Origin of the sequence: Adlercreutzia sp. DFI.6.23, from assembly GCF_024462535.1 — a bacterium.
GTDB lineage: Bacteria > Actinomycetota > Coriobacteriia > Coriobacteriales > Eggerthellaceae > Adlercreutzia > Adlercreutzia rubneri.
The window spans coordinates 1-401 of record NZ_JANGBP010000186.1; the positions used below are offsets into that span (position 1 = coordinate 1).

Annotated in this window: 1 protein-coding gene; it reads right to left on the reverse strand. The window is 71.3% G+C overall.

Annotation, left to right across the window (positions count from 1 at the left end; all coding sequences use genetic code 11):
• Window positions 1-401: ATP-binding protein (locus NE591_RS12930; RefSeq protein WP_256156825.1), on the reverse strand; the 401-nt coding region annotated here is incomplete at both ends.

Sequence of the window (401 nt, forward strand, 5' to 3'; positions counted from 1 at the left end):
CACACCCGGTCGGCGATGGCCGCGGCGGTCACCGCGTCCCCGAACACGTCGGCCCAAAGGCCCACGGCCACGTTGGTGGTGAAGACCGTGGAGCGGTGCTCGTAGCGGGCCGAGACGAGCTGGAACAGCAGGTCGGCCCCCTCCTCGTCCACGTCCAGGTAGCCGAGCTCGTCGATGATGAGCAGCGTCGCGTGGGCGTAGTACTTCAGCCTCTTCGCCAGGATGCCGCGCGAGGAGGCGTCCTTCAGGTCGCGCACCAGCGCCGCGCAGTCGGTGAAGCGCACCTCCTGGCGGGCGCGCACCGCCTCCACCCCCAGCGCCACCGCGATGTGGGTCTTGCCCACGCCCGGGCTGCCGACCAGAACCACGTTCTCGGCCGCGTCCAGGACCCTGAGCGTGGC